Below are 24,457 nucleotides of genomic sequence, written 5' to 3'. Positions count from 1 at the left end.
TACCTGCACCGCCATCATTAAATAAATCTTCTAGCTCTGAAGATGTTTTACCACTTTCATCCCAGAAAGTGGTCATCCCATCATCGCCAGTACGCACACCTGTATGCTCAGTCCAGTAACGATCCGAAATACCACGAATCATCACCCCTGCCATTGCATCAAATAGTCTGAAATTCGGATTGACAGGTTTATCATCACCACGTGACTCAGCGTATGATCTAAGCGCATCACGAATTTTATTATCATCGCCACTGGCTTGCGCTGCAACCGCATATAAGGCATGAGGTAAGCGAACGCCTTTTTGCTCACCAATTTGCATGGATTGTTTTAAAGTCACATAAGGATCAGGTTTTCCTTCATCAGCCCCTGGCAATAAAGTCCAAATGACAGCGCGTGTTGCATTTGGCACACCCCAAAACTTGGTGTTGTCCAAACAAGCCATACTCCGTTCAACAATGCCTGCAATATCTTTAGGTACATTGACATCACCGCCAGAATTGATGTCATTGGTTACAGCCTGCAAACCACTTAACAATCCAAGCATATAAGTCAGTTGATCCTTGTCGCTACGCATTTTTGGACAAGATTCACCTAAATGATATTTATATTTACTTTCCCAACGCTGTGCAAATAATTGGTAAGCATTATATTGACGCTGTGCAGCAATTGCAGCCCAACGTTTTTGTTCAATGCGTGCATCTTGGGCTTCCGTTACCTGCCCCGCTTTAGAAGCACGCAAATAACGTAATTCACCTTCTAATGCCTGATTCTCTGCACACATTCCTGCACCAGCGTACAATAATACTGCCATATTGGTCGGGTCGGCACCCATATCTTTCGTCGCCATAATCGCTGGCGTTAATGCATTCCCAGAATTACAGATCATATCCACATCACCCATTGCCAAAATAGGTGGAACAATATGATTTTCACTAAAATTCAAGGCAACATTGGCACCTGATTTAATCACATAGGAACATCCAGACAATACAGATGAGGCAAGAACAGCAACGGCCAAACCCTGACCTATTTTGAATACTTTTGGCATTTTCTATCCCTCGAAATCATTTTATTTTTCCTTTGCGTTGTACCTTATCAGATGCACAAGGCGAATAAAAGAGCAATTACTCTAATATTAATCACGTAATATGACATAAAAAAATAATGAAAAGATTGGCTTTTTTCTTGTGTTTATACAAATTTTAGGCAAAAAAAAGTAGCATTGCGACGGTTCAGCACATGCTACTTGTTAACTGAGAATGGGTTGTACTCTTATTTATTGATGGTGTTCAATATAATCCCTGAGTAAAGTTCCTGCTCGTCCTATAACCACTGCCAAAACAAAAGCAATGACTGGAAACAACCACGTTGGAATATCGATCATTTCTGACCTCCTTCACACTTTACGTTGGTATTTGTACTTTAACTGAAGTCTTTGAGACACAACTTTAAAATTGTTAGACAATGCCTATTTAGGCTGTTTTTTCAATGATTTGATCAGACAATATGCACCTAAATTTTATTTAAATAACTTAAAACTCTGATTTTAATCTATTTTAATTTTCTTCTATTTTTTAAATTGTTTAACAATTAAACCAGTTTTGCCATGACTTTGAGCTGCTTCCATTGATTTAAACTTACTTGATCACGCCAAATGACCTGCGAATTGCGATTTTGCTTAAAATACAAAACTATATAAATGTGGTGATCTATCACGCGATAAAGCTGCACATGTTCAATTTTGCTGTGATTGTGCCATTGAATTGACCAAAGATCTTGATCGAGATAAGCCAAAGAGCGCATTTTCGAACGTCTCAAGAACGCAAGATAAGCAATCATTGCCAAAAATATCGCAATTAAAAATATATAAAATGGAAAAAGCTGAAACCAAATGATTCCGATCATTAGCAACATTCCCAACTGAAACAACAGGGCAAGCAAGCTGCGTTTCAGTTGAAATTGATGATTAACCATGCACGTAATGCTTGAGTTTCAAAATAAAAGTTTTGAGCTCTGGCTTCGGTGGCTCTGATACTTCCATAAACCAATCCAGTAAATCTGGATCTTCCTGATCAACCAATTCAGCAAAAAGTGCTTTTTCTGCGGGTTCAGCGCTCAGGTAATGATTACGGACATAAGGATCAAAATAGACATCAATTTCTTTCAGGCCGCGTCGCGCACGATAAATCACCTTGCGCTCTTCGAGCGTAAGTTCTTCAGACATTAGATTCCCCAAGTCGATAAAAAACCCCGCTAGTTTAACCGATCAGCATAGGTTTGTGGGTAATTGATTGAGCCGAATGACTAAATCCATCATTCGCACTTCACTTTTGAGCATTCATCCTATTGTTTGCCTGAGTCAGATGATTTTTACTTTCTGCTGAGAAAACAAACTGCAAGGATACAATAACAATGTAATCAGCTGCGATTCGTCCCATTCCTAATATGCTGGAGCGCAATCTTTTTAATCAAGAGCATGAAGCCTTCCGTGAAACTGTACGTAAATTTTACGAAAAAGAAGTAGTTCCCAATATTGAAAAATATGAAAAACAACAACATGTTGATCGTGATTTATGGAACAAGGCAGGCGATTTGGGATTGTTATGTACCACCATGCCTGAACAATATGGTGGTTCTGGAGTAGATCGTCTTTACAGTATGATTTTGATTGAAGAACAGGCCTATGCCATGGACTCCAGTACAGGATTTTCATTACATTCTGATATTGTTGCCAATTACATTAATAATTTTGGTCATGAACAACAGAAACAGAAGTGGCTGCCAAAAATGGCAAGTGGAGAAGTCGTCACTGCGATTGCCATGACCGAACCTGGAACAGGTTCAGACTTGCAAGCTGTACGTACTTCTGCTGTTTTAGATGGCGATGAATATGTCATCAATGGCTCTAAAATTTTTATCACCAATGGCTATTTATGCGATATGGCTATTGTGGTGTGTAAAACAGGCAATAATGAAAAGGGTTCAGCCAATTTATCCTTAATCATTGTTGAAGCCGATCGCGTTGGTTTTAGTAAAGGCAAACCGCTGAATAAAATTGGTATGAAAGGTCAGGATACCTGCGAATTATTCTTTGATAATGTTCGCGTCCCTAAAGAAAACTTGCTAGGTATGGAAGGTATGGGCTTCATGATGCTCATGAAAGAATTGGCATGGGAGCGTATGTTAGTCGCGATTATCTGTCAGGCAGGTGCTGAAGCTGCTTTTGCTCATACAGTTCAATACACCAAAGATCGTAAAGCTTTTAGTAAACCAATTGGATCATTTCAAAATACACGGTTCAAACTCGCTGAACTCCGTACTGAAATCGACTTTTGTAGAACGTATTTAGATCGCTGTATGCAATTACAACTCGAAGAACGATTAGGGATAGATGCAGCCGCAGCAGCCAAATATAAAATTTCAGACATGTTCTCCAAAGTCGTGGATGATTGTTTACAACTTCATGGTGGCTATGGCTATATGCTGGAATATCCAATTGCTCGCGCCTATATCGACAACCGAGCAAATCGCATCTATGCAGGAACCAATGAAATTATGAAAGAATTGATTTCGCGGACACTCTGATCGTTAACCCATCTTTGCTAATGCAATGAAAAAGGAGCTTATCTAAGCTCCTTTTCTAATTTACATATCGAGATTATGAAGCTAATTTTGGCTTGGATTTTCGTTCAACGCTTGTCTCTACTTTATGAAACTTTAAAACGCCATCATCAAAACGCGCATTTTTAAGTGCCTTACGATCTGCCAAATAATTATTAGTCACCTTCCACGGTGCATGCTTACCTTGTTTTGGCATCACACTGGCGGCACGGGCGATATAACCCGATGACAGACTTCCCATCACGGTATCATCCATTAATTCGGTTTGATCACCTTCTGGAATGACTTCATCATAGCCATTTTTATCCATATAATTCAGCAAACGACAAATATAGTCTGCGGCGACATCCACTTTGAGTGTCCATGACGCATTAATATAACCGATGATCATCGCCATATTCGGAACATCACTGACCATGACACCCTGATACAGCATCGATTTTGAAGTATCCAGAGGCTGTCCATCGATCGTCCCTTTGATACCACCCAAAATCTGGATTTCTAAACCCGTTGCTGAAACAATAATATCGGCTTCAAGATGTTTACCTGATTTTAGCTGAATACCTGTTTCAGTAAATTTCTCAATCTGATCGGTTTCAACGCTAGCCTTACCAGAACGCAAAATCTTAAATAAATCACCATCAGGTACGACACACAAACGCTGATCCCAAGGATTATAGCTCGGCGTAAAGTGCTTCATATCCACTTTGCCCTTAAGCTGCATTTCAATTGATTTTAAAAGCAGTTTACGCACTAACTGTGGTTGCTTCTGAGATAAGGCATAAATACCACGTTGCATACCGATATTGCGCGCGCGTGTCAATTTATAAGCGACATCTTCTGGTAGGAGCTTACGCATTTTGTCATAAACAAAATCGATTGAAGGAATAGACGCAATATAAGTTGGCGAGCGCTGTAACATCGTGACATGCCCTGCTCCTCCTTTTGCCATTGCTGGCACCAACGTAATCGCAGTCGCGCCACTACCAATAATCACCACCTTCTTGCCTGTATAGTCCAGATTTTCAGGCCAATGCTGTGGATGAATAAATTGACCTTTGAAAATATCCTTATTTGGAAAATCAGGTTCAAAGCCATGATCATAATTATAATAACCCGTACAACCAACGACAAAATTCGCAATCCATGTTTGCTTTTTCTGATTGGCATCTTCAATTTCGACAAACCATTTTTTCTTGGCTGTATCATAATTGGCTGTAAGTACGCGATGCTTAAAATGAATTTTTTTCTTTAAATCAAATTCATCAACCACTTCGCCTAGATATCCCTTAATTGCGGGGCCAGCCGCGAGTACATTTGCACTACGCCATGGTTTAAAATTAAAACCGAAAGTCGACATATCAGAGTCAGAGCGAATGCCAGGATAACGAAATAGATCCCAAGTTCCACCAATACTGTCACGACGTTCAATAATTTCAAATTGACGTTGTGGAGAATTCTTAGCAAGATGTGCCGCAATTCCAATCCCAGAAATACCTGCACCTACAATTAATACATCAACGATCTTTTCCATGTTGTTTTTATAACCTTGAGAACTGTTCCATTTTATTAAAGCACAAATTTGACAATGTGCAATGTCAAGTTTGGGTCATTTGTCGCTTTTTCTTATCACTTGAGGACAATTTTTTAAAAGGCAAAAAAAAGATCGGTAAAAACCGATCTTTTTTTTGAATAAGTATCTTATTCTGCTGAAGTGTTTACTTCACGATCTACAAGCTCAACATAAGCCATTGGTGCAGCATCACCTGCACGGAAGCCCGCTTTAAGCACACGTAGATAACCGCCGTTACGTTCTTTGTAACGAGGGCCAAGTACGGTAAATAATTTACCTACAGTTGCAGCTGAACGAGTACGAGCAAACGCCAAACGACGGTTTGCTACTGTATCGTTTTTTGCTAGAGTGATTAAAGGCTCAGCAACACGACGTAATTCTTTTGCTTTAGGCACAGTTGTTTTAATCAACTCGTGTTCAAACAAAGAATTCGCCAAGTTTTGGAACATCGCTTTACGATGGCTGCTTGTACGGCCTAATTTCACACCACTATTACGATGACGCATGGTGATAGTCCTACTTAATTAACGGCTACGATAGGCAAAACGATCGTCCATGCGTAAACTAGCAGGTGGCCAGTTTTCTAAACGCATGCCGAGTTGCAAGCCTTTCGAAGCTAAAACATCTTTAATCTCAGTCAACGATTTTTTACCTAAGTTAGGAGTTTTTAACAACTCAACTTCAGTACGTTGAACAAGATCACCAATGTAGTAAATATTTTCTGCTTTCAAACAGTTAGCAGAACGAACAGTAAGCTCTAGATCATCTACTGGACGAAGCAAGATTGGGTCAACTTCTTCACGAGGTTCTTGAACCACTGGTGCCTGATCTTTCTGAAGATCAACAAAAATTGCAATTTGTTGTTGCAAGATTGTTGCCGCTTTACGGATCGCTTCTTCAGGATCAACAGTACCATTGGTTTCAAGATCAATGACCAGTTTATCAAGGTCAGTACGTTGTTCAACACGCGCATTTTCAACGGTGTAAGAAACACGTTTGATTGGGCTATAAGAAGCATCTAACTGTAGACGACCTACAGGACGTGTTTCACCTTCAGGGAAACGCGAGTCAGAAGTTTCATAACCACGACCTTGAGAAACTTTCAGGCGCATTTTAATTGAACCTGAAGCACTCAATGTGCCGATCAAATGCTCTGGGTTAACCACTTCAACATTATGCGGTAAACGAAGATCCGCAGCAGTAATATCGCCAGGACCTTGTTTTTCCAATGTCAAATATGCTTCATTTTGATCGAACAGCTTAATAGACAATCCTTTTAGGTTCAGCAAGAGCTCGACGATGTCCTGCTGCAAGCCTTCTAAAGTACTGTACTCGTGCTCGACGCCTTCTATTTCCACTTCAACCACAGCAGCGCCAGGCAAAGAAGACAATAGAATGCGACGTAAAGCATTACCTAGAGTATGGCCAAAACCACGCTCTAAAGGTTCCAGAATCACTTTTGCCGAGGTCCCGCTCACCGCTTCGACCTTGATCGCTTGCGGAGTTAGAAACTCGTTTGCAGTACGCGTCATTTATTGCTACCTCAAGGATTATTTAGAATACAATTCTACAATCAAGCTTTCGTTGATTTCAGCAGGTAGATCAGAACGATCTGGTGCAGCTTTGAACGTACCTTCAAACTTAGAATGATCAACTTCCATCCAAGCAGGAATACCACGTTGAGCAGCTAATTCAATTGCGTTTTTGATACGTAATTGTTGTTTAGCACCTTCATGTACTGCAATCACATCACCCGCTTTTACTTGAATAGACGCAATGTTAACACGACGGCCATTTAAAGTAATAGAACGGTGAGATACGAGCTGACGAGCTTCTGCACGTGTAGAACCAAAACCCATGCGATAAACTACGTTATCAAGGCGGCTTTCAAGCAATTTCAACAAGTTTTCACCTGTTGCACCTTTTACACGAGCAGCTTCTTTATAGTAATTACTAAATTGACGCTCTAACACACCGTACATACGACGTACTTTTTGTTTTTCACGTAATTGTAGTGAATACTCAGATTGTTTACCGCGAGCTTGGCCATGTTGACCAGGCGCTTTAGCATGTTTTTTAGTTTTGACGTCAAACGGTTTAACGCCAGATTTTAATTGCAGGTCTGTCCCTTCGCGGCGAGAGAGTTTGCATTTTGGACCAATATAACGAGCCATGAATGTTTCTCCTTACACGCGACGTTTTTTAGGTGGACGGCAACCGTTGTGAGGGATTGGAGTCACATCGGTAATGCTGTTGATCTTATAACCCACTGCGCCTAATGCACGAACCGCAGACTCACGACCTGGACCAGGACCTTTTACAAGGACGTCTAGGTTTTTCAAACCGTAATCCAAAGCTGCTTTACCAGCAACTTCAGCAGCTACCTGAGCAGCAAACGGAGTTGATTTACGTGAACCACGGAAGCCTTGTCCACCTGAGGTGGCCCAAGCCAATGCATTACCTTGACGATCGGTAATCGTAACAATGGTGTTATTAAAAGACGCGTGAATGTGTGCAACACCTTCAGAGACGGTACGAGTGACCTTCTTGCGTGTGCGAGTATCTTTAGCCATCTTTTAGCTTCCAGAAATCTTACTTTTTAATCGGTTTGCGCGGACCTTTACGGGTACGTGCGTTAGTTTTGGTGCGTTGTCCACGGACAGGCAAGCTGCGACGATGACGAAGACCACGATAGCAGCCTAAATCCATTAAACGTTTAATGTTCATGGAAATTTCACGACGTAAATCACCTTCGGTCGGAACCTTGGCAACTTCTGCGCGAATCGCATCAAGCTGAGCATCATCCAACTCACGAATTTTTGTTGTTGGTGCAATACCTACAGTAGCTAAGATGTTCTTAGATGTGTGGCGACCAATACCAAAAATATACGTAAGTGAGATAACAGCATGCTTGTTATCCGGAATGTTTACACCGGCAATACGAGCCATTCACTTTTCTCCAAAAAGGCAGTAGATAAATCAACCGCCCCACAAAAAAACTTTGAGGGGCGGATATTAACCTAATTCGCCTACTGAAATCAACAGGTCTTGATCAGATTAACCTTGACGCTGCTTATGACGAGGTTCTGCGCTGCAAATCACGCGAATAACCCCATTACGACGGATAACTTTACAGCTACCACAAATTTTCTTTACAGAAGCTTGTACTTTCATGATGAAACCTCTAAGTGCGCTTATCCCTTAGGATGAGCAGTCGTTTTTCTCATTAACGTTTGATTGTCATATTGATGTGAAGTCAGGTGCGCTTGAAGTTGCGCCATAAAATCCATCACCACTACAACAACAATTAACAACGATGTACCACCGAGGTGAAATGGAATTCCAAATGAACTTTGCAGAATCATTGGCATTAAACACACTACAGTAATATAAATCGCGCCGATAAAAGTCAAACGATTCAAAATATGATCTAAATAACGAGCCGTTTGCTCCCCTGGGCGTATACCAGGTACATATGCACCGCTACGTTTTAAATTTTCTGAAACTTCTTTGGGACTGAACACCAGTGCTGTATAGAAATAACAGAAGAAAATAATTAACGCACCGAAAAGCATGAGATATAACGGCTGTCCAGGCGATAACACGAGTGCCAAATCTTGCAAAGCACGTTTCACAATTCCTGCATTTGGATCAGCACTTCCAAGCCATTGACCTAAACTCGCTGGAAATAATAACAGTGAGCTGGCAAAAATTGCTGGAATAACACCTGCCATATTAATTTTTAATGGCAAATGTGTTTGCTGTGCAGTAAACACACGACGACCTTGCTGTTTTTGAGCATAGTTGACTGGAATTCGACGCTGCGCTTTCTCAATGAAAACAATTGCAGCAAGAACCGCAAGTGATAACAAAGCAAATACAGCCATTCCAATTAAACTGCCTTGACCATTTTGTACAGAAGTAAAGCCCTGAATCACCTGATTTGGCAATCCCGCAACAATCCCTGCAAAAATAATCATGGAAATACCATTACCAATACCACGTTCGGTAATTTGCTCTCCAAGCCACATCAAAAACATAGTTCCAGCGACCAATGAAGTCACTGCTGGAACATAAAATGCCAGACCTGAAGTCAAAGTAATCCCCTGACTGATCAAGCCTGCACACATCCCTACCCCCTGCACCAAAGCAAGGAATAAGGTGCCATAACGTGTGTATTGATTGATTTTACGTTTGCCTTGCTCGCCTTCTTTTTTCAAAGCTTCTAGCGATGGAACAACCGTTGACATCAACTGCACGATAATCGATGCAGAGATGTACGGCATAATCCCTAGAGCCAGAATTGACATACGTTCTAATGCACCGCCAGAGAACATGTTAAATAAACCCAAGAAGGTTCCTTCATTGGCTTTAAAAAAACGGGCTAGCGCTACATTATCAATACCCGGTAACGGAATATGCGCTCCTAGTCGAAAGACCAACAATGCACCAACCAAGAACATTAATCGGCGAATAATTTCACGATATTTCACATGAAATGGTTGTCCTTTCATCATGTTGACATGACCTGAAGAACTAGGAGACATAGCCACTCGGTATTACTCCTCGACTTTACCGCCAGCCGCTTCAATCGCAGCTTTAGCGCCTTTAGTCAAAGCAACACCTTGCACTGTAAACGCGCGAGTTACTTCACCAGAAAGAACAACACGTGCACGAGTCTGATCACGACGAACGACGTTCGCAGCTTTCAAAGTTTCAAGTGAAACAATATCACCTTCAACTTTTGCAAGTTCAGACAAGCGTACTTCCGCAGTTTTCAATGCGATTTGGCTAGTGAAACCGAATTTAGGCAAACGACGATAAATCGCTGTTTGACCACCTTCAAAGCCTGGACGAACGCCACCACTTTTACGTGATTTTTGGCCTTTAACACCACGGCCACCAGTTTTACCAACGCCAGAACCGATACCACGACCCAAGCGACGATGTTCACGCTTTGCACCTTCAGCAGGTGAAAGCTCATTTAAACGCAGAGTCATGGCTTATTCCTCTACACTAACCATATAGTAGACTTTGTTGATCATACCGCGGTTAGAAGGCGTATCTTGCACTTCTACAGTATGACCAATACGACGCAGACCTAAACCTTGTAGGCAAAGTTTGTGATTTTTCAAACGATGCGAAGCAGATTTAGTCTGGGTAACTTTAATCGTTTTCATGATTGATTACCCTTGAATTTGTTCTACTGAAAGACCACGTTTTGCAGCAACTTTCTCAGGAGAAGTCATATCACGCAAACCTTTAAAAGTTGCGTTTACAACGTTCGCCGCATTCGTAGAACCATAACATTTAGCAAGTACGTTATGTACACCAGCAGCTTCCAAAACGGCACGCATAGCACCACCAGCAATTACGCCAGTACCTTCAGAAGCAGGTTGCATGTATACACGGCTTGCACCATGACGAGCATTCACAGGGTGTTGCAATGTAGTACCAGCAAGGTCTACAGTAATCATGTTGCGACGTGCAGCTTCAAGCGCTTTAGAAATAGCAGCTGGAACTTCACGTGCTTTACCACGACCAAAACCTACACGACCATTCCCATCGCCCACAACTGTTAATGCTGTGAAAGAGAAGATACGACCACCCTTAACAACTTTGGCTACACGGTCAACGGCAACCAGCTTTTCAACAAGACCTTCGTTTTGTTCAACTTTAGCCATGATTAGAACTCCAAGCCGTTTTCACGAGCAGCATCAGCCAAGGCTTTGATACGACCATGATATTTAAAACCAGAACGGTCAAATGCAACTTTCGTTACACCAGCAGCTTTCGCACGTTCTGCGATTAAAGCACCTACTTTAGTAGCTGCGTCTACGTTACCAGTTGAACCGCTACGTAAAGAGGCATCCAAAGTAGAAGCTTGCGCTAATACTTTGCCACCATCTGCGGAAATCACTTGAGCATAGATGTGACGCGGAGTGCGGTTTACACACAAACGAGTCGCACCCAATGCACGAATGTGCAAGCGTGTGCTTTTCGCACGACGCAAACGGGATTGTTTCTTTTCGTTCATAAGAACCTCGCGCCTTATTTCTTCTTAGCTTCTTTACGAAGAACAACTTCGTTCGAGTAACGAACACCTTTACCTTTATAAGGCTCTGGTGGACGATAACCACGGATTTCAGAAGCAACTTGACCAAGTAACTGCTTGTCTGCTGACTTCAAAACAATTTCAGTCGCAGTTGGAGTTTCAGCAGTTACGCCTTCAGGAAGGTTGTAATCGATTGGGTGAGAAAAACCAAGGTTAAGGTTCACAACTGTACCTTTTACCGCAGCTTTATAACCAACACCAATAAGTTGCAACTTACGTTCGAAGCCTTCGCTTACGCCTTTTACAAGGTTGTTAAGCACAGCGCGAGCAGTACCAGCTTGCATCCAAGCGTCTTTCGACTCTTTTGCAGGAGCTAGTTGAAGTTTACCTTCTTCCTGTTTTAGCTCGACCAGCGCATGCAGGTTGAAAGACAATGTACCTTTAGTGCCTTTCACTTCGACCTGCCGGCCGTTCTGAGTAACTGTTACACCGTTAGGGACAGTTACTGGGGCTTTAGCCACACGAGACATGAGGAATCACCTATTAAGAAACAAAAGCAATAACTTCACCACCAACGCCTGCAGCACGTGCAGCGCGATCAGTCATGATGCCTTTGCTTGTAGAAACAATTGCAATACCTAAACCTTGCTTAACGCTTGGAAGTTTATCTTTACCGCGATATTGGCGTAGACCTGGACGGCTTACACGTTTCACAGTTTCGATAACTGGTTTGCCTTCAAAATATTTTAACGTAATAGTCAAAGTAGCTTTTGCTTCTTCTTGAGCAACTTCTACGTTTGAAATATAACCTTCTTGTTGAAGAACGTTGGCAATTGCAACTTTCAACTTAGAAGACGGCATAGAAACAGTTTGTTTCTTTGCCATTTGTGCGTTACGAACACGTGTTAGCATGTCGGCAACGGTATCTTGCATACTCATTTAGTTGCTCCTTACCAGCTTGCCTTAACAACGCCAGGTACATCACCCTGCATTACTGTATCACGTAATTTGTTACGGCTTAGACCGAACTTACGGAAGTAACCATGAGGACGACCTGTCAAACCACAACGGTTACGAAGACGTACTGGAGATGCGTTACGTGGCAATGCCTGTAACTTTAATGTCGCTTGGAAACGCTCTTCATCGCTTGCATTTACGTTGGCAATAATCGCTTTTAATTCAGCGCGTTTTGCAGCGTATTTAGCAACGGTTTGTTCGCGTTTCAACTCGCGATTAATCATACTTTTCTTAGCCATATCGACCTCTTATTTGAACGGGAAGCCGAATGCACGCATAAGCGCACGGCCTTCGTCATCGGTGCGAGCAGTAGTAGTGATAGTAATATCCATACCACGAATACGATCAATCTTATCAAAATCGATTTCAGGGAAAACGATTTGCTCTTTCAAGCCCATTGAGTAGTTACCACGACCGTCGAAAGATTTCGCTGAGAAACCACGGAAGTCACGGATACGAGGGATTGCGATTGAGATCAAACGGTCCAAGAATTCGTACATTTGTTCGCCACGTAAAGTCACTTTACAACCAATTGGCCAACCATCACGGATTTTGAAACCTGCGATTGATTTACGTGCAAGCGTAACTACTGGTTTTTGACCAGCAATTAAAGTCATGTCAGCAACAGCACCATCTAACAATTTCTTGTCAGTTGCAGCTGCGCCTACACCCATGTTTAGGGTGATTTTTGTAATGCGAGGAATCTCCATTACATTCTTAATGCTAAGTTCCTGTTGTAACTTAGCTTTAAGTTCTTCATTGTAACGTGTTTTAAGTCTGGCCATTGCCGTGTCAACCTATTACTTTGCTGTCGCCACTGATTCACCATTTGACTTATAAACGCGAGTTTTCACGCCATTTTCGTCAATTTGGTAACCAACACGATCAGCCTTTTGGGTTGTAGCATTTAAAATTGCCACGTTTGAGATATGAAGCGAAGCTTCTTGAGTAACGATGCCGCCTTCAGCGCCAGTTACACGGTTCGGCTTTTGATGCTTCTTCACTAAGTTAAGGCCTTCAACCTTAACGCGGTCTTCAGAAACAGACAGAACAGTACCCTGTTTGCCTTTTTCTTTACCTGCGATCACGATAACCGTATCGCCTTTTTTAATCTTAGCCATGATTGCCTCTTATAGAACTTCAGGAGCCAATGAAATGATTTTCATGAACTGTTCAGTACGAAGTTCACGAGTCACTGGTCCGAAAATACGAGTGGCAATCGGAGCTTTATTGTTGTTTAACAATACAGCTGCATTGTCATCAAAACGGATCACAGAACCGTCTGGACGACGAATACCAAACTTAGTACGTACCACAACAGCATTCATCACGTCGCCCTTTTTAACACGGCCACGTGGAATTGCTTCTTTAACAGTAACTTTAATAATGTCGCCAACAGAAGCATAACGACGATGTGAACCACCTAGTACTTTAATACATTGTACGCGGCGAGCACCACTATTGTCTGCTACGTCGAGCATACTTTCGGTTTGAATCATTGCCCTACTCCAAAACCGAGCAACACCGGTCGCAATTTCGAAAGGCTCAAAGAGTACTCGAAATTGACCGATGATGCAACAAGAACGTAATTACTCAGCAGCTACTTCAACCACTTCCACTAAAGTCCAAGCTTTAGTTTTAGAAATTGGGCGGCTTTCTTTGATGGTCACTAGGTCGCCTAATTTAGCAACATTGTTCTCATCATGAGCGTGTAGTTTAGTTGAACGGCGGATTGATTTGCCATACAACGGGTGTTGAACGCGGCGTTCAATAAGAACAACAATAGACTTGTCCATTTTGTCGCTTACGACTTTGCCGGTTAACGTGCGGACTGTTTTTTCACTCATTGTCCGTTCCCCTGTTTTTCGGTAAGGAGTGTCTTGATACGAGCGATAGTTTTACGAGCAATTTGCACTTCGTGCGATTTACCCAATTGACCAGTCGCTTTCGCCATACGAAGACGGAATTGGTTAAGCTGTTGCTCATCAAGCAACGCTTTCAACTCTTCTACCGATTTTTCACGTAGATCTTTAGTTTTCATTACATTACCGTCCGAGTCACGATAGTGGTTTTAAACGGAAGTTTAGCAGCAGCAAGCTTAAATGCTTCAGTTGCTAATTCATCGTTCACACCTTCAATTTCGTACAGGATCTTACCTGGCTTGATCTCGCAAACCCAGTATTCCACATTACCTTTACCGTTACCCATACGTACTTCTAATGGTTTTTCGGTAATTGGCTTGTCTGGGAATACGCGGATGAAGATTTTACCACCACGCTTAATACGACGGCTAATAGTACGACGCGCAGCTTCGATCTGACGCGCAGTCATACGACCACGTTCAGTCGCTTTAATCGCAATCGAACCAAATGATACTGTACTACCACGATGCGCTAGACCAGTGTTACGGCCTTTGTGCATCTTACGGAATTTGGTACGTTTAGGTTGCAACATGGATTATTCTCCCTTGTCAGCAGCACGGTCATTACGACGTCCACGACGCTGTTCTTGACCTTCACCACGACCACGACCGCGTTTAGCTGGACGCTCTTCAGCAGGAGCAGGGTTCATGACTTGTTTCATGCCACCTAAGATCTCACCACGGAAAATCCAGACTTTAACACCAATCGTACCGTAAGTTGTTTCTGCACGCATAGTTGCATAATCGATGTCCGCACGAAGTGTATGCAAAGGTACACGACCTTCACGATACCACTCAGTACGTGCAATCTCTGCACCACCTAAACGGCCTGAAACTTCAACTTTGATACCTTTAGCACCAGCACGCATAGTGTTTTGAACCGCACGCTTCATAGCACGACGGAACATCACACGCTTTTCCAATTGAGAAGCAATTGCTTCAGCAACTAAACGCGCATCTAAGTCTGGGCGATCGATTTCGTTGATGCTTACTTGCGCAGGAACACCCATAATATTGGTAAGTTCGCGCTGTAATTTTTCAATGTCTTCGCCTTTTTTACCGATTACGATACCAGGACGAGCAGTGCTAATGGTTACTTTAGCAGCACCTGTTGGACGTTCGATAAGAATATTGCTCACCATCGCGCTCTTAAGTTTTTTAGTTAAAAACTCACGAACTTGAAGATCTTTAAGCAAGTATTCAGCGTATTGTTTCGGATTCGCATACCAGTTAGCGTTATGACGTTTCACAACACCTAGGCGGATACCGATTGGATGAACCTTCTGACCCATATCAAACCCCTACCTTAACGGTGATGTGACAAGTACGCTTAGTAATACGATCTGCACGGCCTTTAGCACGTGGCATAATACGTTTCAGGCTAATGCCTTCATCAACGTAAATCGTAGAAACTTTAAGGTCGTCTACATCTAAACTGTTATTGTGTTCAGCATTTGCAATTGCAGATTCCAAAGCTTTTTTCACTAAAACAGCAGCTTTTTTGTTGCTGAAGTTTAGGATATTAAGCGCGTGAGCAACAGATTTGCCACGGATTAGGTCTGCAACCAAACGTGCCTTTTGTGCCGAGATAGCGGCACCGCGTAATTTAGCAGTTACTTCCATCATGACACCTATTAACGTTTAGATTTCTTGTCAACACCGTGACCACGATAGGTACGAGTTGGCGCGAATTCACCGAGTTTATGACCAACCATGTGTTCAGTAATGATTACTGGAACGTGGTTACGACCATTATGAACAGAAATTGTTAAACCAACAAAATCCGGAAGAATCATTGAGCGACGAGACCAAGTTTTGATCGGCTTACGGTTGTTAGCAGCTACAGCAGCTTCAACCTTAGCGAACAAATGCGCGTCGACGAATGGACCTTTTTTTAATGAACGAGGCATTAGTCAGATTCCTTTACTTGACGCGACGGTCGCGGATAATCATCTTAGTCGTACGCTTATTGGTACGAGTCTTGTACCCTTTCGCTTTTTGACCCCATGGGCTTACAGGTTGGATACCTTTGTTACGCCCTTCACCACCACCGTGTGGATGGTCAACTGGGTTCATCGCCATACCACGAACGGTAGGACGAACACCACGCCAGCGCGCTGCACCAGCTTTACCCAATGAACGTAGGTTGCTTTCTTGGTTAGAAACTTCACCAATAACAGCACGGCATTCAACATGTACTTTACGCATCTCGCCTGAACGCAGACGAATGATTGCGTAAGAACCATCACGACCCAACAACTGAACTGATGTACCAGCAGAACGTGCAATTTGAGCACCTTTACCGATTTTAAGTTCAACGTTATGTAGTGTAGAACCGATAGGCATATTACGAAGTGGTAAGCAGTTACCTGGACGAATTGGAGCATCGTTACCAGATTGAACTTTATCACCCGCACGCAAACCTTTAGGCGCAATGATGTAACGACGTTCACCATCAGCATATTTCAACAAAGCAATATGCGCTGTACGGTTAGGATCGTACTCAATGCGTTCTACAGTTGCAGGAACGCCATCTTTGTTACGTTTAAAGTCAACGATACGGTAGTTTTGCTTGTGTCCACCACCAACGTGACGAGTCGTAATGTGACCGTTGTTATTACGACCACCAGTACGTTTTTTAGCTTCAACCAACGGTGCATAAGGCGCGCCTTTGTGAAGATGGCTATGCACCACTTTCTCTACAAAGCGACGTCCTGGAGACGTTGGCTTACATTTTTGAATCGGCATAATTTTCGTCCTTATTCCGCTGCGCTTTCAGCGGTATCGCCCAAGTCAGCCATTTCAACATCTTGGCCAGCTTTCAGGGTGACGTATGCTTTTTTAACATCAGAACGACGTCCTAATGTTTTACCAAAGCGCTTAGTCTTACCTTTAGTAATAGTTGTGTTAACTTTAACAACTTCTACACCAAATAGTTGTTCTACTGCTTTTTTAACTTCAAGCTTAGTTGCATTAATATCAACTTTAAACACTTGAACACCAGCAGTATCACCTAAAACTTGTGCCTTTTCTGAGAAGACCGGTCCTTTTAGGACTTGATAGATACGTTCGTTGTTCATCCGAGTTCTACCTCAATTTTCTTAGCAGCAGCTACAGACATGACAACTTTATCAAACGCGATCAAGCTAACAGGATCGATTGCAGCAGCATCTACCACATCAACGTGTGGAAGGTTACGTGCAGCAAGATATAAGTTCTCATCTACAGCATCAGTCACGATAAGTGCACGAGCTGCATTCAAGTCGTTAAGTTTTGCAAGCAATTCTTTAGTTTTAGGAGCAGCAACAGCAAACTCTTCAACCAATACAAGACGATCCTGACGAACAAGTTCAGCAAGGATACATTGCATTGCACCGCGGTACATTTTGCGGTTTACTTTTTGAGACCAGTCTTGTGGACGTGCAGCAAAAGTTTTACCACCGCCAACCCAGATTGGGCTACGAATAGAACCAGCACGAGCGCGGCCAGTACCTTTTTGACGGAATGGCTTTTTACCACCACCAGATACTTCAGCACGTGATTTTTGAGCACGCGTACCTTGACGGCCACCAGCTAAATAAGCTGTAACCACTTGGTGTACAAGCGCTTCATTAAATTCACGTCCGAAAGCAACTTCAGACAACTCAACAGCAGAGCCGGAAACAGTTTTTAAATTCACGTTATTTCCCCTCAGGCCTTGATCGTAGGACGAACGATAACGTCGCCACCAGTAGCACCAGGAATCGCACCTTTAACAACAAGAACTGAACGTTCTGCGTCAACGGATACAATTTCAAGACCTTGTACTGTTACGCGTTCATCACCTAAGTGACCGGCCATTTTTTTGCCTTTGAACACGCGTCCAGGAGTTTGGTTTTGACCTGTAGAACCTAAAACACGGTGAGAAACTGAGTTACCGTGAGTCGCGTCTTGGGTACGGAAGTTCCAACGCTTAACACCACCTTGGAAACCTTTACCTTTTGATTGACCAGTAACGTCAACAATTTGACCCACTGTGAACAAATCAACACCAATACTGCCGCCAACTTCACGACCTTCAAGCTCAGCTTCAGTCACGCGAAACTCTTTAACCAAACGACCAGCAGCCACACCCGCTTTCGCAAAGTGACCTTTCTGTGCATTGGTTACGCGAGATTCACGACGTTCACCAGTAGTAACTTGAACCGCTTGATAACCATCAGTTTCAAGCGTTTTAATTTGAGTGATACGGTTAGGATCAACCTCAATCACTGTAACAGGCACAGAGACGCCGGCATCTGTAAAGATACGGGTCATACCGCACTTGCGGCCGACTAAACCAATAGCCATGTGTGTAACCTCTAAAAAAGCAGCTTAATTAATGCCAGGCACTAATTAACCCGAAAGCCTTAACCCAATGCGATCTGAACATCAACACCCGCTGCAAGATCCAATTTCATCAATGCATCAACAGTTTTATCTGTTGGTTGAACGATATCGATCAAACGTTTGTAGGTGCGGATTTCGTACTGATCACGCGCATCTTTGTTTACGTGCGGTGAAGTAAGAACGTTGAAGCGTTCGATGCGAGTAGGCATCGGGATTGGACCACACACTTGTGCGCCAGTACGCTTAGCGGTTTCTACGATCTCTTGAGAAGATTGATCAATCAGACGATGATCAAAAGACTTAAGACGGATACGGATTCTCTGGTTAGACATACCAGTAAACTCCAAGCCAAAATATATAAAGAATCACCTTTGACGCACCTCACCCATTGGTAAGTGTCAAAGGCAGTGAAAATCACTAAGGTCACGATCGATGCCGCGACTGTCATGCATTTACTACGTTCTTTGCAGTAAATGACCTCACAATTTGAGGGTCGCTCATTATAACGACTGTTTAAGTCTTATGCAATTCTATTTGTTGCTGAATCGTTAAATATCCGAGTTTTATTTTAAATCATTTGCATTTTATTTTGATTACGATGCGTTCACTACATATTCAATCGCCTGATTGAGCAATTGATTTCCTTCTATAAATTTTGATTGTTTTGATTGTTTGAGTTGATTGGCTGGCTGTACATATTCTCCATGAAAAATGGCCACTTCATCATCATTTTCCAAAAATAACTCCAGTGTTTGTGGGGTGATTTCTGGGTGAAACTGAAAACCTAAAACATTTTGCCCAATCTGATACATCTGATTACGACAGACGTCATTTTCAGCTAAATGAATCGCGCCTTTGGGAATCTCAAAAGTTTCACTGTGCCACTGCATCACATGCAAAGAAGAGGGTAAAGGAAAACACTGCGTTGCCGATTGTGGTACTCGATGTACGGTCGTCCAGCCTAACTCCTGAAATGGATTACGGCTCACGGCAGCACCTAAAGCATTGGCAATCAGTTGTCCACCCAGACACAATCCTATCGCCGGTTTACCCGCGGCTAAATAACGACGAATCCAGCGTTTTTCAATTTTCAACCAAGGAAAATTGGCTTCATCATTAACACTCATGGTTCCGCCCATAATGATCAGTAAATCGACATCGTCAATACGAGGGAGCGCCTCTATTTCAAGCGGTAAATCAGGGGGGAGTGCGAAAAATTCAGTCGCGGTAATTTTTGACTGATGTGTTTTCAAAAAATCATAACAACTCCCGAACCCTTCACCAGCAATATGCTGAAAATAATGCACTTTTAAATGCGACTTCATGCACTTAGAACCTATATTGTTGTTGGTATTAGCTAAGTCATAGCAAAAATGAAGCCAACTTTTGTCAATGCAGTTTTATGTAAAGAAATACTCACAAAACTCGACCAAAACTAGCAGAAAGGATTTATATTTTTTAATCTAGAGCTAAATGACCTAAATGATATACACCATGACAGATAATAAAACCATTCAAACCCAGCTTATTCACGCCCCACGAAAGGCTCCTCAATATATTGCGAGCATTCAACCTCCCCTGTTTCGTGCATCGACGATTATATTTCCATCGACAGCGCACCTTTTTGATCGGCATTGGACAGATGCTTATGATTATAGTTATGGCACCCATGGCACACCGACCACTTATACCTTAGCTGATCAATTGGCACAGCTTGAAGGGGGGACACATTGCTTACTCGCACCGAGTGGACTATCTGCCATTAATCTGGTTAATTCAACCTTTTTAAATCAAGGCGATGAAGTTTGGGTTCCAGATAATGTGTATGGGCCAAACATGGAACATCTCAAAAATCTACAACAACGTTATGGCATCATCGTCAAAGTCTATAATCCAATTGATGCCAACTCATTTACGCCTTCTGCACACACTAAACTGATCTGGCTCGAAGCGGCAGGTTCAGTCACTTTAGAATTTCCTGATCTTAAAAATCTGGTTAAAAAAGCCAGACAAGCCAATGTGTTGATTGCATTGGATAATACATGGGGCGCAGGGCTCGCCTTTAACGCTTTCGATTTTTCAGATGAACACTTATCCGTTGACATCACCGTCCATGCACTCACCAAGTATCCAAGCGGTGGTGGTGATATCTTAATGGGCAGCGTAATTACTCGGGATCAAAAACTTTATCATCAGCTCTTTAAGATGCATGCCACTCAGGGAATCTGTGTGTCGGGAGATGATACCGCACAAGTTATACGTAGCCTGCCGCATATACGCTTACGTTATCAACAACAAGCCAAAACCACACAAGACCTATTAGCGTGGCTCAAACAGCAGCCTGAGTTTGCACAAGCTCTACATCCCGCCGACGCGAACAGTCCTGGACACGCCTTTTGGCAAGAAATCTGTATAGATCAACAAAGCGCAGGTTTGGTCAGTGTGATCTTTCAAGCCAACTATGACATCAGCGCCGTCCGCCGCTTTTGTGATGCCTTAACATTATTTAAATTAGGTTTTAGTTGGGGCGGCCCCGTAAGTCTGGTGATGCTTTATGATTTAAAACAGATGCGAGTATTGCCAAATACACATCTACAACAGGGTTTATTGGTTCGCTTTTGTATAGGACTAGAATCTGCCCAAGATTTAATACAAGATATCCAAAATGCACTCCAACAAATTGAAAAGTGATAAGAATAGGAATAAGTATGGGCACACCAATTGTGATTGCAAAAAAAACGACTGATATTCATCAGGATATTGTTTTACATTCCGAATTTGCGAACCGTCACGGTCTGATTGCAGGTGCAACAGGAACAGGTAAAACTGTGACACTCAAAGTCATGGCTGAAAATTTTTCTCGGATTGGTGTGCCTGTTTTTTTAGCAGATGCCAAAGGTGACGTCTCGAGTATTGCCAAAGCGGGAAGTGATAATCCAAAATTTGATGAACGGATTAAATCACTTGGTTTAGACACTATTGCGTTTGCTGCTTCTCCCACTATTTTTTGGGATTTATTTGCTGAACAAGGTCATCCAATTCGTACCACTGTCTCTGAAATCGGGCCATTGCTTTTGGCTCAAATGCTGAATTTAAATGATACACAGGAAGGTGTACTTTCTGCGGTGTTTCGTATTGCAGATGATCAAGGGTTATTGCTCATCGATTTTAAAGACTTAAAGGCCATGCTGAGTTATGTCAGTGACAATGCAACTGACTTAAAAGCAGATTATGGAAATTTATCACCTGCAAGTTTAGGCGCAATTCAGCGAAATTTGCTGGCATTGGGTGACCAAGGTGGTGAACAGTTTTTTGGTGAGCCAAGTTTAAATATTCTGGATTTTATTCAGACCGATAGCAATGGTCATGGTTATATCAACCTGCTCGCCGCAGATAAACTGATGAATACGCCAAAACTCTATGCGACCTTTTTGCTGTGGATGCTTTCAGAGTTATTTGAACAATTACCTGAGGTTGGAGATCTGGATAAACCGAAACTGGTATTTTTCTTTGATGAAGCACACTTACTTTTTGATAATTCTAGCCCCGCCTTACAACAAAAAATTGAACAAGTGGTACGCTTGATTCGTTCCAAAGGTGTGGGCATTTATTTTATTAGCCAAAACCCACTCGACATACCAGAAACGGTTTTAGGGCAACTCGGAAATCGAGTTCAACATGCTTTACGTGCGTTTACACCAAAAGATCAAAAAGCAGTAAAAACAGCAGCGGATACCTTTCGTGCCAATCCTGAATTTAAAGTGGATCAAGCCATTACTGAACTTGCCGTTGGCGAAGCATTAATTAGTTTTCTGGATGAACAAGGCACGCCACAGATCGTGGAACGTGGCTGGATCATGCCTCCCTATTCTGCATTTAGCCCTTTAAGCGCTGATGAACGTAAAGCATTAATGTCGCAAAGTATTGTCGCGGGAATCTATGAACGCGCTGTAGATCGAGATAGTGCTTATGAAATGTTACAGCGCAAAGTGAGCGAAAGTGCGGCGCAACAACAAGCCCAGCTCGAAGCCGCGCAACAAGCCAAACAACAAGAAACAGATGCCAAGCAACAGGCAAAAGAACAAGAGCGTTTAGCACGTGAACAACAAAAAGTAGATGAAAAAGCACAACGCGAGCGTGACAAACTCACTCAAGATGTACTTGGAACCTTTGCAAAAAGCGCAGCACGTAGTTTAGGCGGACCAACAGGACAAAGACTGGTTCGCGGCTTGCTCGGCTCGTTGTTTGGAAAACGCTAAATAACTTTCAAAAATACACTGATTTTACAAAACCAATCTCTTGTAAAATCAGTGTTTAATTTTTTTGCGAAAAACCAATCAATTTGACCAATACGATCTATTTAATCCCTTAAAAAAATTATGACTTTTAATTAAAGATGCATTGCAAATGTATTTTATAAGATGTATTTTAAATATATCTTATATAGCCAGATAAAAAGGTCTAGCCATGACTCCACAACAAATCGAACTTGTAAAATCAACTGTACCTGTCTTACGTGAACACGGCGTCGCACTGACCAGCTATTTTTATAAGCGTATGCTTGGCAATCATCCTGAACTCAAAAATGTGTTTAATCTGGACCACCAAACAACAGGACGTCAACCACGCGCCTTAGCCGCAGCAGTTTTGGCTTATGCAGAAAATATCGAAACCCCTGAAAAACTAGCCAAAGCAGTGGAACATATTGCAACCAAACACGTCAGTCTGGATATTCAACCCGCGCAATACTCGATTGTGGGGGAAAACTTATTACATTCGATTAGTGAAGTGCTTGATGTCCCATTTGAATCAGATTTAATCGAAGCGTGGAAACAAGCCTATTTGCAACTAGCTGATATTTTGATTGGGGCTGAGCAACAAAAATATGATCAGTTGGCTTCGCAAAGTGGAGGATGGTCAGGTTGGCGTAATTTCAAAATTGTGTCGATCCAAGATCACGCAGAAGGTAAATTTTTTAACATTCGTGCAGCCGATCAACAAACGATTCCAACGGCACAAGCAGGTGAATATATTTCGGTCAAAGTCCATGTTCCCGAAAAAGGAATTGATCAACCTCAACAGTTTAGTTTTAGTTCAACTCAGGATACAGCTCAATATGGTTTCTTAGTCAAATCACAGGCTGAACATAGTGAATACGATGTTGCCAATATTCTGTTAAGTCATTATCAAGTCGGAGATGAGCTCGCTGTTTCTGCTCCTCTCAAAGGTTAAACTGAATATAACCCGAATCGCGGATAAGCAATTGACTTGAAAAATAAGGGGACTAGAGCCATCAGTTGAGTTACCACACCAAACCTAAAGCTCTAGCCCTGATGTTCAATAGTACCGAATTATTCTGCATCATTGATGATTTCTTTCTTAAATTTGAAGCAACTTATTGGAAGTTTCTCAAACAAAGTCGTCGCTCTGTAAGAATTCGACCAGCCCAGCTGAGTCTCTCAGAAATACATTTTATCGCCATTTGGTATAAGTGTTCTCATTTCAACAATTTCAAAGCTTTCTTTTCATGGTTGAAGCAGGATAAAAATCATTTATTTAAACGCTTACCCTGTTACCAAAGGATGATTCACCTGATCAATATGCATCAATTAGCTCTACATGCTTTACATGTCGCTTTGATGAAAGGTGAATACAAACAATATTTATGGATTGATTCAACGACTCTGCCTGTCTGTAAAAATCAGCGTATTCAGCGTCATAAATCATTAGCCAAGATTGCATCTCGCGGTAAAAGTTCAATGGGATGGTTTTATGGCTGTAAGTTACATATCGTGATGAATCAATTCGGTGAGATCGTTAGCTCAGGCTTATCTAATGGGCATGTTGCTGACATAAAAATGGTTGAACAATTGGTTGAAGGCTTAGACGCAAAGCTTTATGC

37 protein-coding genes and 1 pseudogene are annotated in these 24,457 nt (G+C 42.2%); 5 read left to right on the top strand and 33 right to left on the bottom strand.

Features of this window, described 5'->3' with window-relative positions; all coding sequences use genetic code 11:
- The 3 genes from JR005_RS07035 to JR005_RS07025 all read right to left on the bottom strand — a co-directional run.
- Window positions 1–1,048, bottom strand: a 1,048-nt coding sequence (locus JR005_RS07035) for a hypothetical protein (protein ID WP_218665761.1), incomplete at its 3' end; no start/stop codon positions are given.
- A 542-nt stretch (window positions 1,049–1,590) separates the two neighbouring features.
- Window positions 1,591–1,974: a hypothetical protein gene (locus JR005_RS14680; RefSeq protein ID WP_228731771.1), complete on the bottom strand. Its 384-nt coding sequence runs from the start codon at window positions 1,972–1,974 to the stop codon at window positions 1,591–1,593.
- On the bottom strand, window positions 1,967–2,224 hold the full coding sequence (locus JR005_RS07025; RefSeq protein WP_004985373.1) for a succinate dehydrogenase assembly factor 2: 258 nt from the start codon (window positions 2,222–2,224) through the stop codon (window positions 1,967–1,969). The genes JR005_RS14680 and JR005_RS07025 overlap by 8 nt, the downstream gene beginning before the upstream one ends.
- A gap of 221 nt (window positions 2,225–2,445) precedes the next feature.
- Between JR005_RS07025 and JR005_RS07020 the strand changes: the two genes are divergently transcribed.
- Complete coding sequence (locus JR005_RS07020) at window positions 2,446–3,585, top strand: acyl-CoA dehydrogenase family protein (protein WP_218665760.1); 1,140 nt, start codon at window positions 2,446–2,448, stop codon at window positions 3,583–3,585.
- Between the two features lie 73 nt (window positions 3,586–3,658).
- Here the strand turns inward: JR005_RS07020 and JR005_RS07015 are convergent, their stop codons facing one another.
- The 30 genes and pseudogenes from JR005_RS07015 to JR005_RS06870 all read right to left on the bottom strand — a co-directional run bounded on the left by JR005_RS07015 (window position 3,659) and on the right by JR005_RS06870 (window position 19,880).
- On the bottom strand, window positions 3,659–5,155 hold the full coding sequence (locus JR005_RS07015; protein WP_218665759.1) for a flavin-containing monooxygenase: 1,497 nt from the start codon (window positions 5,153–5,155) through the stop codon (window positions 3,659–3,661).
- Window positions 5,156–5,322: 167 nt separating this feature from the next.
- On the bottom strand, window positions 5,323–5,700 hold the full coding sequence (rplQ, locus tag JR005_RS07010) for a 50S ribosomal protein L17 (protein WP_004924167.1): 378 nt from the start codon (window positions 5,698–5,700) through the stop codon (window positions 5,323–5,325).
- Window positions 5,701–5,718: 18 nt separating this feature from the next.
- Entirely contained in the window at window positions 5,719–6,726 is a 1,008-nt protein-coding gene (locus JR005_RS07005; RefSeq protein WP_218665758.1) for a DNA-directed RNA polymerase subunit alpha, read from the bottom strand.
- Window positions 6,727–6,744: 18 nt separating this feature from the next.
- Window positions 6,745–7,368, bottom strand: coding sequence for a 30S ribosomal protein S4 (gene rpsD, locus JR005_RS07000; protein ID WP_004985367.1), 624 nt, complete (start codon window positions 7,366–7,368; stop codon window positions 6,745–6,747).
- A gap of 12 nt (window positions 7,369–7,380) precedes the next feature.
- Window positions 7,381–7,767 (bottom strand): 30S ribosomal protein S11, encoded by a 387-nt coding sequence (rpsK, locus tag JR005_RS06995; protein ID WP_001040166.1) that lies wholly within the window; start codon window positions 7,765–7,767, stop codon window positions 7,381–7,383.
- Between the two features lie 19 nt (window positions 7,768–7,786).
- Window positions 7,787–8,143 (bottom strand): 30S ribosomal protein S13, encoded by a 357-nt coding sequence (gene rpsM / locus JR005_RS06990; protein ID WP_218665757.1) that lies wholly within the window; start codon window positions 8,141–8,143, stop codon window positions 7,787–7,789.
- A gap of 108 nt (window positions 8,144–8,251) precedes the next feature.
- Complete coding sequence (rpmJ, locus tag JR005_RS06985) at window positions 8,252–8,368, bottom strand: 50S ribosomal protein L36 (RefSeq protein ID WP_000867907.1); 117 nt, start codon at window positions 8,366–8,368, stop codon at window positions 8,252–8,254.
- Between the two features lie 20 nt (window positions 8,369–8,388).
- Window positions 8,389–9,708, bottom strand: coding sequence for a preprotein translocase subunit SecY (gene secY, locus JR005_RS06980; protein ID WP_171063242.1), 1,320 nt, complete (start codon window positions 9,706–9,708; stop codon window positions 8,389–8,391).
- Between the two features lie 45 nt (window positions 9,709–9,753).
- A complete protein-coding gene (gene rplO / locus JR005_RS06975) occupies window positions 9,754–10,194 on the bottom strand; it encodes a 50S ribosomal protein L15 (protein WP_004995114.1) in 441 nt (146 codons plus the stop codon).
- A 3-nt stretch (window positions 10,195–10,197) separates the two neighbouring features.
- Window positions 10,198–10,374 carry a 50S ribosomal protein L30 gene (rpmD, locus tag JR005_RS06970; RefSeq protein ID WP_004985357.1) on the bottom strand — a complete coding sequence of 59 codons (177 nt, stop codon included), beginning with the start codon at window positions 10,372–10,374 and terminating at the stop codon, window positions 10,198–10,200.
- Between the two features lie 6 nt (window positions 10,375–10,380).
- Window positions 10,381–10,878: a 30S ribosomal protein S5 gene (rpsE, locus tag JR005_RS06965; protein ID WP_004657688.1), complete on the bottom strand. Its 498-nt coding sequence runs from the start codon at window positions 10,876–10,878 to the stop codon at window positions 10,381–10,383.
- A 2-nt stretch (window positions 10,879–10,880) separates the two neighbouring features.
- Window positions 10,881–11,231: a 50S ribosomal protein L18 gene (gene rplR / locus JR005_RS06960; protein ID WP_004869518.1), complete on the bottom strand. Its 351-nt coding sequence runs from the start codon at window positions 11,229–11,231 to the stop codon at window positions 10,881–10,883.
- A gap of 14 nt (window positions 11,232–11,245) precedes the next feature.
- Entirely contained in the window at window positions 11,246–11,779 is a 534-nt protein-coding gene (rplF, locus tag JR005_RS06955; RefSeq protein ID WP_004985355.1) for a 50S ribosomal protein L6, read from the bottom strand.
- 13 nt (window positions 11,780–11,792) lie between these two features.
- On the bottom strand, window positions 11,793–12,188 hold the full coding sequence (gene rpsH, locus JR005_RS06950; protein WP_004995115.1) for a 30S ribosomal protein S8: 396 nt from the start codon (window positions 12,186–12,188) through the stop codon (window positions 11,793–11,795).
- Between the two features lie 11 nt (window positions 12,189–12,199).
- Window positions 12,200–12,505, bottom strand: coding sequence for a 30S ribosomal protein S14 (gene rpsN / locus JR005_RS06945; protein ID WP_004985353.1), 306 nt, complete (start codon window positions 12,503–12,505; stop codon window positions 12,200–12,202).
- A gap of 9 nt (window positions 12,506–12,514) precedes the next feature.
- Window positions 12,515–13,051, bottom strand: a complete 537-nt coding sequence (gene rplE / locus JR005_RS06940) for a 50S ribosomal protein L5 (RefSeq protein ID WP_004985349.1) — start codon at window positions 13,049–13,051, stop codon at window positions 12,515–12,517.
- Between the two features lie 15 nt (window positions 13,052–13,066).
- Window positions 13,067–13,387: a 50S ribosomal protein L24 gene (rplX, locus tag JR005_RS06935; protein ID WP_004985347.1), complete on the bottom strand. Its 321-nt coding sequence runs from the start codon at window positions 13,385–13,387 to the stop codon at window positions 13,067–13,069.
- Window positions 13,388–13,396: 9 nt separating this feature from the next.
- The gene (gene rplN, locus JR005_RS06930) at window positions 13,397–13,765 is read right to left on the bottom strand and encodes a 50S ribosomal protein L14 (protein WP_004924120.1); all 369 of its coding nucleotides are present in this window, start codon (window positions 13,763–13,765) and stop codon (window positions 13,397–13,399) included.
- A gap of 90 nt (window positions 13,766–13,855) precedes the next feature.
- Window positions 13,856–14,113 (bottom strand): 30S ribosomal protein S17, encoded by a 258-nt coding sequence (rpsQ, locus tag JR005_RS06925; RefSeq protein ID WP_004924117.1) that lies wholly within the window; start codon window positions 14,111–14,113, stop codon window positions 13,856–13,858.
- Window positions 14,110–14,307 (bottom strand): 50S ribosomal protein L29, encoded by a 198-nt coding sequence (gene rpmC, locus JR005_RS06920; RefSeq protein ID WP_000849927.1) that lies wholly within the window; start codon window positions 14,305–14,307, stop codon window positions 14,110–14,112. The genes rpsQ and rpmC overlap by 4 nt, the downstream gene beginning before the upstream one ends.
- On the bottom strand, window positions 14,307–14,720 hold the full coding sequence (rplP, locus tag JR005_RS06915) for a 50S ribosomal protein L16 (RefSeq protein ID WP_004985344.1): 414 nt from the start codon (window positions 14,718–14,720) through the stop codon (window positions 14,307–14,309). The genes rpmC and rplP overlap by 1 nt, the downstream gene beginning before the upstream one ends.
- Window positions 14,660–15,479 (bottom strand): annotated as a pseudogene (gene rpsC / locus JR005_RS06910) (30S ribosomal protein S3). Before rpsC ends, rplP begins: the two are co-directional and overlap by 61 nt.
- Window position 15,480: 1 nt before the next feature.
- Window positions 15,481–15,810, bottom strand: a complete 330-nt coding sequence (gene rplV, locus JR005_RS06905; RefSeq protein WP_004754247.1) for a 50S ribosomal protein L22 — start codon at window positions 15,808–15,810, stop codon at window positions 15,481–15,483.
- A gap of 11 nt (window positions 15,811–15,821) precedes the next feature.
- Window positions 15,822–16,097 carry a 30S ribosomal protein S19 gene (gene rpsS / locus JR005_RS06900; protein WP_004985338.1) on the bottom strand — a complete coding sequence of 92 codons (276 nt, stop codon included), beginning with the start codon at window positions 16,095–16,097 and terminating at the stop codon, window positions 15,822–15,824.
- A 13-nt stretch (window positions 16,098–16,110) separates the two neighbouring features.
- On the bottom strand, window positions 16,111–16,935 hold the full coding sequence (gene rplB / locus JR005_RS06895) for a 50S ribosomal protein L2 (protein WP_004985332.1): 825 nt from the start codon (window positions 16,933–16,935) through the stop codon (window positions 16,111–16,113).
- An 11-nt stretch (window positions 16,936–16,946) separates the two neighbouring features.
- Complete coding sequence (rplW, locus tag JR005_RS06890) at window positions 16,947–17,267, bottom strand: 50S ribosomal protein L23 (protein WP_004985330.1); 321 nt, start codon at window positions 17,265–17,267, stop codon at window positions 16,947–16,949.
- Complete coding sequence (gene rplD / locus JR005_RS06885) at window positions 17,264–17,866, bottom strand: 50S ribosomal protein L4 (RefSeq protein WP_004985328.1); 603 nt, start codon at window positions 17,864–17,866, stop codon at window positions 17,264–17,266. Before rplD ends, rplW begins: the two co-directional genes overlap by 4 nt.
- 11 nt (window positions 17,867–17,877) lie before the next feature.
- Window positions 17,878–18,516: a 50S ribosomal protein L3 gene (rplC, locus tag JR005_RS06880; RefSeq protein ID WP_004985326.1), complete on the bottom strand. Its 639-nt coding sequence runs from the start codon at window positions 18,514–18,516 to the stop codon at window positions 17,878–17,880.
- Between the two features lie 59 nt (window positions 18,517–18,575).
- Window positions 18,576–18,887 carry a 30S ribosomal protein S10 gene (gene rpsJ / locus JR005_RS06875; RefSeq protein WP_004725677.1) on the bottom strand — a complete coding sequence of 104 codons (312 nt, stop codon included), beginning with the start codon at window positions 18,885–18,887 and terminating at the stop codon, window positions 18,576–18,578.
- A gap of 261 nt (window positions 18,888–19,148) precedes the next feature.
- Window positions 19,149–19,880 (bottom strand): type 1 glutamine amidotransferase, encoded by a 732-nt coding sequence (locus JR005_RS06870; RefSeq protein ID WP_004985323.1) that lies wholly within the window; start codon window positions 19,878–19,880, stop codon window positions 19,149–19,151.
- 169 nt (window positions 19,881–20,049) lie between these two features.
- On the opposite strand from JR005_RS06870, the gene JR005_RS06865 reads away from it, so the two are divergent.
- From JR005_RS06865 to JR005_RS06850, 4 genes are all read left to right on the top strand, one after another.
- A complete protein-coding gene (locus JR005_RS06865; RefSeq protein WP_005002011.1) occupies window positions 20,050–21,246 on the top strand; it encodes a PLP-dependent transferase in 1,197 nt (398 codons plus the stop codon).
- A gap of 17 nt (window positions 21,247–21,263) precedes the next feature.
- A complete protein-coding gene (locus JR005_RS06860) occupies window positions 21,264–22,814 on the top strand; it encodes a helicase HerA-like domain-containing protein (protein WP_004985321.1) in 1,551 nt (516 codons plus the stop codon).
- A 208-nt stretch (window positions 22,815–23,022) separates the two neighbouring features.
- Window positions 23,023–23,787 (top strand): globin domain-containing protein, encoded by a 765-nt coding sequence (locus JR005_RS06855; protein WP_004985320.1) that lies wholly within the window; start codon window positions 23,023–23,025, stop codon window positions 23,785–23,787.
- A gap of 101 nt (window positions 23,788–23,888) precedes the next feature.
- On the top strand, window positions 23,889–24,457 hold a 569-nt coding region (locus tag JR005_RS06850; RefSeq protein ID WP_151814460.1), incomplete at its 3' end, for an IS982 family transposase.

Origin of the sequence: Acinetobacter sp. Colony158 (assembly GCF_019264745.1) — a bacterium.
In the GTDB taxonomy this organism is placed as follows: domain Bacteria; phylum Pseudomonadota; class Gammaproteobacteria; order Pseudomonadales; family Moraxellaceae; genus Acinetobacter; species Acinetobacter ursingii.
The sequence above is the reverse complement of the archived record's forward strand: the minus strand, read 5'-3'. Positions and strand labels throughout refer to the sequence as shown.

Bases quoted from the DNA above. Each gene is read 5' to 3' on its own strand.
- JR005_RS14680 (WP_228731771.1), bottom strand. From the start codon at position 1,974: ATGGTTAATCATCAATTTCAACTGAAACGCAGCTTGCTTGCCCTGTTG.
- JR005_RS07025 (WP_004985373.1), bottom strand. From the start codon at position 2,224: ATGTCTGAAGAACTTACGCTCGAAGAGCGCAAGGTGATTTATCGTGCG.
- JR005_RS07020 (WP_218665760.1), top strand. From the start codon at position 2,446: ATGCTGGAGCGCAATCTTTTTAATCAAGAGCATGAAGCCTTCCGTGAA.
- JR005_RS07015 (WP_218665759.1), bottom strand. From the start codon at position 5,155: ATGGAAAAGATCGTTGATGTATTAATTGTAGGTGCAGGTATTTCTGGG.
- rplQ (WP_004924167.1), bottom strand. From the start codon at position 5,700: ATGCGTCATCGTAATAGTGGTGTGAAATTAGGCCGTACAAGCAGCCAT.
- JR005_RS07005 (WP_218665758.1), bottom strand. From the start codon at position 6,726: ATGACGCGTACTGCAAACGAGTTTCTAACTCCGCAAGCGATCAAGGTC.
- rpsD (WP_004985367.1), bottom strand. From the start codon at position 7,368: ATGGCTCGTTATATTGGTCCAAAATGCAAACTCTCTCGCCGCGAAGGG.
- rpsK (WP_001040166.1), bottom strand. From the start codon at position 7,767: ATGGCTAAAGATACTCGCACACGCAAGAAGGTCACTCGTACCGTCTCT.
- rpsM (WP_218665757.1), bottom strand. From the start codon at position 8,143: ATGGCTCGTATTGCCGGTGTAAACATTCCGGATAACAAGCATGCTGTT.
- rpmJ (WP_000867907.1), bottom strand. From the start codon at position 8,368: ATGAAAGTACAAGCTTCTGTAAAGAAAATTTGTGGTAGCTGTAAAGTT.
- secY (WP_171063242.1), bottom strand. From the start codon at position 9,708: ATGAAAGGACAACCATTTCATGTGAAATATCGTGAAATTATTCGCCGA.
- rplO (WP_004995114.1), bottom strand. From the start codon at position 10,194: ATGACTCTGCGTTTAAATGAGCTTTCACCTGCTGAAGGTGCAAAGCGT.
- rpmD (WP_004985357.1), bottom strand. From the start codon at position 10,374: ATGAAAACGATTAAAGTTACCCAGACTAAATCTGCTTCGCATCGTTTG.
- rpsE (WP_004657688.1), bottom strand. From the start codon at position 10,878: ATGGCTAAAGTTGAACAAAACGAAGGTCTTGTTGAAAAGCTGGTTGCC.
- rplR (WP_004869518.1), bottom strand. From the start codon at position 11,231: ATGAACGAAAAGAAACAATCCCGTTTGCGTCGTGCGAAAAGCACACGC.
- rplF (WP_004985355.1), bottom strand. From the start codon at position 11,779: ATGTCTCGTGTGGCTAAAGCCCCAGTAACTGTCCCTAACGGTGTAACA.
- rpsH (WP_004995115.1), bottom strand. From the start codon at position 12,188: ATGAGTATGCAAGATACCGTTGCCGACATGCTAACACGTGTTCGTAAC.
- rpsN (WP_004985353.1), bottom strand. From the start codon at position 12,505: ATGGCTAAGAAAAGTATGATTAATCGCGAGTTGAAACGCGAACAAACC.
- rplE (WP_004985349.1), bottom strand. From the start codon at position 13,051: ATGGCCAGACTTAAAACACGTTACAATGAAGAACTTAAAGCTAAGTTA.
- rplX (WP_004985347.1), bottom strand. From the start codon at position 13,387: ATGGCTAAGATTAAAAAAGGCGATACGGTTATCGTGATCGCAGGTAAA.
- rplN (WP_004924120.1), bottom strand. From the start codon at position 13,765: ATGATTCAAACCGAAAGTATGCTCGACGTAGCAGACAATAGTGGTGCT.
- rpsQ (WP_004924117.1), bottom strand. From the start codon at position 14,113: ATGAGTGAAAAAACAGTCCGCACGTTAACCGGCAAAGTCGTAAGCGAC.
- rpmC (WP_000849927.1), bottom strand. From the start codon at position 14,307: ATGAAAACTAAAGATCTACGTGAAAAATCGGTAGAAGAGTTGAAAGCG.
- rplP (WP_004985344.1), bottom strand. From the start codon at position 14,720: ATGTTGCAACCTAAACGTACCAAATTCCGTAAGATGCACAAAGGCCGT.
- rplV (WP_004754247.1), bottom strand. From the start codon at position 15,810: ATGGAAGTAACTGCTAAATTACGCGGTGCCGCTATCTCGGCACAAAAG.
- rpsS (WP_004985338.1), bottom strand. From the start codon at position 16,097: ATGCCTCGTTCATTAAAAAAAGGTCCATTCGTCGACGCGCATTTGTTC.
- rplB (WP_004985332.1), bottom strand. From the start codon at position 16,935: ATGCCGATTCAAAAATGTAAGCCAACGTCTCCAGGACGTCGCTTTGTA.
- rplW (WP_004985330.1), bottom strand. From the start codon at position 17,267: ATGAACAACGAACGTATCTATCAAGTCCTAAAAGGACCGGTCTTCTCA.
- rplC (WP_004985326.1), bottom strand. From the start codon at position 18,516: ATGGCTATTGGTTTAGTCGGCCGCAAGTGCGGTATGACCCGTATCTTT.
- rpsJ (WP_004725677.1), bottom strand. From the start codon at position 18,887: ATGTCTAACCAGAGAATCCGTATCCGTCTTAAGTCTTTTGATCATCGT.
- JR005_RS06870 (WP_004985323.1), bottom strand. From the start codon at position 19,880: ATGAAGTCGCATTTAAAAGTGCATTATTTTCAGCATATTGCTGGTGAA.
- JR005_RS06865 (WP_005002011.1), top strand. From the start codon at position 20,050: ATGACAGATAATAAAACCATTCAAACCCAGCTTATTCACGCCCCACGA.
- JR005_RS06860 (WP_004985321.1), top strand. From the start codon at position 21,264: ATGGGCACACCAATTGTGATTGCAAAAAAAACGACTGATATTCATCAG.
- JR005_RS06855 (WP_004985320.1), top strand. From the start codon at position 23,023: ATGACTCCACAACAAATCGAACTTGTAAAATCAACTGTACCTGTCTTA.